This is a genomic window from Acinetobacter sp. USHLN143, assembly GCF_037145695.1.
Taxonomy (GTDB): Bacteria; Pseudomonadota; Gammaproteobacteria; order Pseudomonadales; family Moraxellaceae; genus Acinetobacter; species Acinetobacter fasciculus.
This window is the reverse complement of the sequence record NZ_JBBCWZ010000120.1, coordinates 1-4974: the sequence shown is the minus strand read 5'-3', so window position 1 is coordinate 4974 and position 4974 is coordinate 1. Positions and strand designations below refer to the sequence as shown.

General features: G+C 36.8%; 6 protein-coding genes and 1 pseudogene. 6 read left to right on the top strand and 1 reads right to left on the bottom strand.

The window, feature by feature from the left end:
- From WFH18_RS16720 to WFH18_RS16710, 3 genes are all read left to right on the top strand, one after another.
- A partial coding sequence (locus WFH18_RS16720) for a hypothetical protein (RefSeq protein WP_336755312.1) occupies positions 1-333 on the top strand: 333 nt, incomplete at its 5' end.
- A gap of 81 nt (positions 334-414) precedes the next feature.
- On the top strand, positions 415-1230 hold the full coding sequence (locus WFH18_RS16715; RefSeq protein ID WP_004282298.1) for a hypothetical protein: 816 nt from the start codon (positions 415-417) through the stop codon (positions 1228-1230).
- 1076 nt (positions 1231-2306) lie between these two features.
- Positions 2307-2915, top strand: a complete 609-nt coding sequence (locus WFH18_RS16710; protein WP_004282301.1) for a LysE family translocator — start codon at positions 2307-2309, stop codon at positions 2913-2915.
- Here the strand turns inward: WFH18_RS16710 and WFH18_RS16705 are convergent, their stop codons facing one another.
- Positions 2916-3335, bottom strand: coding sequence for a conjugal transfer protein TraD (locus WFH18_RS16705; RefSeq protein WP_004282303.1), 420 nt, complete (start codon positions 3333-3335; stop codon positions 2916-2918). It lies immediately after the preceding gene.
- Between the two features lie 279 nt (positions 3336-3614).
- Here WFH18_RS16705 and WFH18_RS16700 point away from each other — a divergent pair, with 279 nt between their 5' ends.
- The 3 genes and pseudogenes from WFH18_RS16700 to WFH18_RS16690 all read left to right on the top strand — a co-directional run.
- Entirely contained in the window at positions 3615-3770 is a 156-nt protein-coding gene (locus tag WFH18_RS16700; RefSeq protein ID WP_004812002.1) for a hypothetical protein, read from the top strand.
- Positions 3770-4699, top strand: coding sequence for a MobA/MobL family protein (locus WFH18_RS16695; protein WP_004282296.1), 930 nt, complete (start codon positions 3770-3772; stop codon positions 4697-4699). The genes WFH18_RS16700 and WFH18_RS16695 overlap by 1 nt, the downstream gene beginning before the upstream one ends.
- A pseudogene (locus tag WFH18_RS16690) lies at positions 4696-4974 on the top strand (hypothetical protein); the annotation flags it as partial. The gene WFH18_RS16695 and the pseudogene WFH18_RS16690, both read left to right, overlap by 4 nt.

Genomic DNA, 4974 nt, shown 5'->3' with positions numbered 1-4974 from the left:
CAGGACGGTACAGCAGAACTTATTAAGACCGCTAAAGCGCTTGGACGCTTGAAAAACTCGATTGAATCAGCCAATGATCAATTTTCATGGAAGTTAATCACCACTTTCTTAGGTGTTTTTTCAGTTCTCATACTGACTATGACGTGGCTATTTGCATCTTATATTAAGCCTTTAGAGAATATTCCAAAGATCGAGAGTTTAAGGCAGCAAGGTATTCAGTTTGATATTCAAAGTTGTGCCGTTGGAGAAGAGTCCAAGCCCTGCGTCCGAGTGATGAAAGAGCAGTGTGGCTATGGGAAGCATGGGGATTTATGCGTTATTGACCCCAAATAGCTGAATCTGAAAATGAAGGCTCTAAGCACTCATTTATAATTTTTATTATGTTTAAAATTAGTGGAAGTTAAGGAAATTATTATGTTAAAGCAATCAAGTTTAGAAAGAACAGAGTTTAAGGAAGAAGAACTTGCGCCCATTAAAAAGCTTGATTTGAATGATTTGAAAGTTCCTATGCCTAAAAACCTTGATCAGTTACTGATTTGGACATCCGAACTTGCTCAATATAATTATGCTCAATTCCTTGACCAATCCGAACAGCTAAAACTTGTTGATGAAGACAACCTGGAAGAACAGGCGGAAATCAGTCAGAAGCTTAGGTTCTATAGAGGTAATGCGCTTATAGAAAACCAAATCAAAGATTTCTATTTGAAAAAGTTACTTGATCAAGGGGAGGCAACAGTCAAAGGTTATATTAAAAGTCCGACTAAGAAAAATACCCGATATGCTGTAATTTCTTATCATGACTATGATTTTGTAAGCTTTGCTACTCCAGAGATTCTTAATAAATTTCCAGCCGATCTCATCAATTTCGTGCAAAAGGAAACACCTAAGACATTAGCGGACATATATCCTGAAGAAGCCGTGTTCTTATCAGCTATCAAAAAATTTATAAAACCTTTTAAAGAACAGTATAAAAAATTGGCTGATAAGAACAGGGAAATTAAGGAGCACAATACAGTTGCTCATAAAATTTATATAAAAATTAAAAATAAGGAAGCAACTTTGCAAAAGCCAACAGAGTCAAAGCCTAAAGAATCTAGTCCAAAGACTACTGAAAATAGTGCTGTCCCAGTAGAGATGAAGCAGGGAACCATTCAGAAAAATATGGCTCCACAAGAAAAGCCACTTACTGTGATTAAGAAGCGAAAATTTGCTTTAAACAAGGATAAGTAACTTGTAATGTAAAATTCTAAACAAAAACCCCTCTAAGTCTTGCAACTTAGAGGGGTTTTCAAGTAAATTCAGCGGTACGCAGTTATTTGATGCTACAACATCAAGTAACGAAGATCATAAGGTTTGACGACCGTTATGATTTCACCAAAAGGCTTGTACCTGAACTCTATTTTCACAATAAACAGTGTTTATATCAAGCCTCAAAATGATAAGTCTTCGTTAATTCGTGTTTTAAACCATCAAATAAGCATCCTAGATCGAGCTTTGCCCGCTTCTGCGTGTCCGTTTTACGGTCGGCATGCAGTACGTGTGGTAGGAATAAGTGTCACTGGCGTATTGTAGCTATAGTCGAAAGGCTAAACCGCTTACAGGGGAACTTCACATAGGCGGAGCGTTAGGAGTAGTTACATAGGACTTGTTAAGTTGCATGTTGGGGAAACCCTCGCAGAGATACAGGCAATGTAACGACAGGGAGCGCGTGGAGCGAGGTGCAAGACTTTGAGTCCTTGTCTGCATAGTCAGCAAAGCTATGTGCGGATACGACCGATATACGTGGCTCCGAAGCCAAATATATACAGGTAAATCGGCAATACTTAGGGGATATGTCATTTTTTCAAATGGCTGCCCTTAGGGTGAGTATTGCCGAAACTCTCTCAACCGTTTCCAAAGCCAAAGCACGAAGTGCGACGCTTTGGAAACGGTTGAGAGGTTGAGTTCATTTGTTTTTCTTTTATATATGAGCTTTAGAAAAAACTAACTTGCCTTAGGCTATTTTTTTATTTTACTTTTCTTGTGAAAAGTTTTACTTTATTTTCCTCCAATTACTACAAATGAAGAAGATTATTATGGAGACTTTGATATAGAGTTTTCTAATTTCTGGACAAATAGCAATTACTACTGCATGTTTACAGGGTTTAAATCCTATCCAAACTCAGTATATCCAAAAATACTTTATGATAATAAATATGATAAAGCTCGAGAATATATGCAAGAGTTAAAGAAACGTGAGGATAATCTCTTGGAAAGTTTACCAAGTACTTATGAATACCTAAAACATCTACACAGTAGAAAATAATATGGAACTTTATACAATTATTTTGTATAGTTTTTTTTGCTTTATAGGGGCCATTTTACCTGGCCCTACATCTTTATTGGCCTTAAATCTAGGTCTTAATAATTCTATAAAAGCTGTTTTTCTAGCTAGTATTGGAGCAGCGATAGCTGATTTTCTGATTATTTGTGCTATTGGTTTTGGACTAAAACAAATAATTGATGATTTTCCTATAATTTTTGAGGTAATAAAAACTCTAGGATTTTTCTACTTAATTTTTATCGCGTATATGATATGGAAATCAGAAAACAGTATTTCTGAACATAAAGATGATACTCATAATATATATAGATTACCTATAAAAGGTTTTTTAACAGCAATTTCTAATCCTAAAGTACTTGTATTTTTTATTGCATTTTTACCCCAATTTATTGATCCTAATTTAAATATATCTTATCAATACATAGTTCTAGGTATCGCTTCTTCGATGATAGATATAATTTGTATGACAATATATGGATTATTGGGAGTTAAATTATTATATTTTTTTAAGGATAAAACTAATCTACTTTATCTTAATCGTATAAGCGCTATATGTATGGCTAGTATAGCTATGTTCCTGATAATAAGGTAACTAGACTCTATTTTTTTTCTTATTATGATTTAGGACAGCTTGTCCTAAATCCTTCCAAATTTCCCATTTCATATCATTTGGGTCGATTTCAGCAGTTTTAAGCAGAACTCCAAGTAATTCTGCAGGATCACGCTGATCTAGGTTAGCAATCTCAAAAAGTGCGCCTAATTGGATAAGGTGGCGTGTACGAGCTTTTCGTTCAGCTTCCTTTTCTGCATTCAATAATTTTCTAACTGCAACTTTTTGCTTATTTGCTCGATCTATTGCTTTTTCAGCTTTGATTAAGGCATTAATTTTTTTCTCTTGGTCAGGTGTTCTGTACTGAATTTTGGCTAATTCAAGTAAAAGTTTTTGAGCATCATTAGGGTTCTTTAAAGCAGAAATATAGGTGATTTTTTCAAATAGCCATTCATTATTCATATTTAATTCCTTGATTCAGATACCGCAAAATTACAGGCTCAATACTCAAAGAACGATAACAAAATATTTACGTTCGAGTAACGTAATTTTGTTAAAGTCGTTCTAGAGATTGTCGCCTGCACTTCCATCAAAAATTTGATGGCGCGCTTAGACGTTTCTCAATTTCATTGAGAAACCTAAGCACGTTAGGGACTTCATCCCTAAAACCCTGAAACTTATTTTTTTCGTTCAATTGAAAATTGAATGAAAAAAATAAGTACCAAAGCTAGGAGCAACAGCATGCAACTAAAACAGGTATTGGGAAAAATCAAAGATATTACTTTTGGCGTGATCGCAGCACCGCTAATCATCATCATTATGATGTGGGCTTCGATACTTGATCAAAGAGCGTTTAAGAAAGAGCGCAACCGAAAAAAGGAACAGGATAAAACCTAATGGCGATTGCTCGTTTAAGTGTCAAAGTCGGTAAGGCAGGTAAAGCAGCACCGCATGCCGAATATATAGATCGGGATGAAGAAAAGAAGCTGAAACAGGAACAGGCAGAAACTGATCTTGAACATAGTGCTTATGGAAACATGCCGAAATGGGCTGAACATAATCCGATTACCTTTTGGCAGGCAGCCGACCTTTACGAGCGTAAAAATGGCAGTACCTATCGAGAATATGAAATTGCCCTGCCTAGAGAGATGAATGCCGAGCAACGCCTAGAACTGGTTGAGGACTTCATTCAGTCTGAGATCGGCTCAAAATATCCGTATCAATTTGCGATTCATAACCCTAAAGCAATGGACGGCAAGGATCAGCCTCACGTTCACCTCATGTTTAATGAACGTCTGCAAGATGGAATCGAACGAGATCCAGAGCAATATTTCAAACGCTATAACGCCAAGAATCCTGAACGTGGCGGAGCTAAAAAAGACAATACGGGCAAGGGTTACCAGGAACGAAAAACTGATATTAAAGACCTACGCCAAAGATGGGCTGATTTATGCAACAGCCATTTAGAAAAACACCAAATTGACAGTCGTATTGATATGCGAAGCTACAAAGAGCAAGGCATAGAGAAAGAACCCGAAAAGAAACTATTACCAAGCCAAGCTAAAGACCCTGAAATCAGGGAAGCCTTGCAACAGTCACGTATAGCCTATAAAGAGCTTGAGCAACTAGATTTAGGCGACCCTAAAAAAGACCTGAAAGACCTCAAAAACAGCCCAATTTCAGATAAAGAAATTAAACAGGGTATTGAGAGCTTTAAGGCTGATTTTGACAGCTTTAAACAGCTTGCTTTGGAACAGTACAAACAGCAGCAGAAATTAGAAAGAGAGCAACAGAAAACAATGAAGTTTAGAGGGATGAGCCGATGACACCTGATGAAAAAAAGCTATATGCACTGATGGCAGTTGCAGAACAACAGCAGAACCTAGTCAATCAGGCCGTTAAAGAGCTTCAAATCACGAAAGAACACATTCAAAGCACTATTGCTGGGCAAACCCACCACACTATATCAAAAGCGGTAAATGAGGGCTTACAGGACGGTACAGCAGAACTTATTAAGACCGCTAAAGCGCTTGGACGCTTGAAAAACTCGATTGAATCAGCCAATGATCAATTTTCATGGAAGTTAATCACCACTTTCTTA

Excerpts from the sequence above, each read along its gene's own strand:
- WFH18_RS16715 (WP_004282298.1), top strand. The coding sequence starts at position 415 with ATGTTAAAGCAATCAAGTTTAGAAAGAACAGAGTTTAAGGAAGAAGAA.
- WFH18_RS16710 (WP_004282301.1), top strand. The coding sequence starts at position 2,307 with ATGGAACTTTATACAATTATTTTGTATAGTTTTTTTTGCTTTATAGGG.
- WFH18_RS16705 (WP_004282303.1), bottom strand. The coding sequence starts at position 3,335 with ATGAATAATGAATGGCTATTTGAAAAAATCACCTATATTTCTGCTTTA.
- WFH18_RS16700 (WP_004812002.1), top strand. The coding sequence starts at position 3,615 with ATGCAACTAAAACAGGTATTGGGAAAAATCAAAGATATTACTTTTGGC.
- WFH18_RS16695 (WP_004282296.1), top strand. The coding sequence starts at position 3,770 with ATGGCGATTGCTCGTTTAAGTGTCAAAGTCGGTAAGGCAGGTAAAGCA.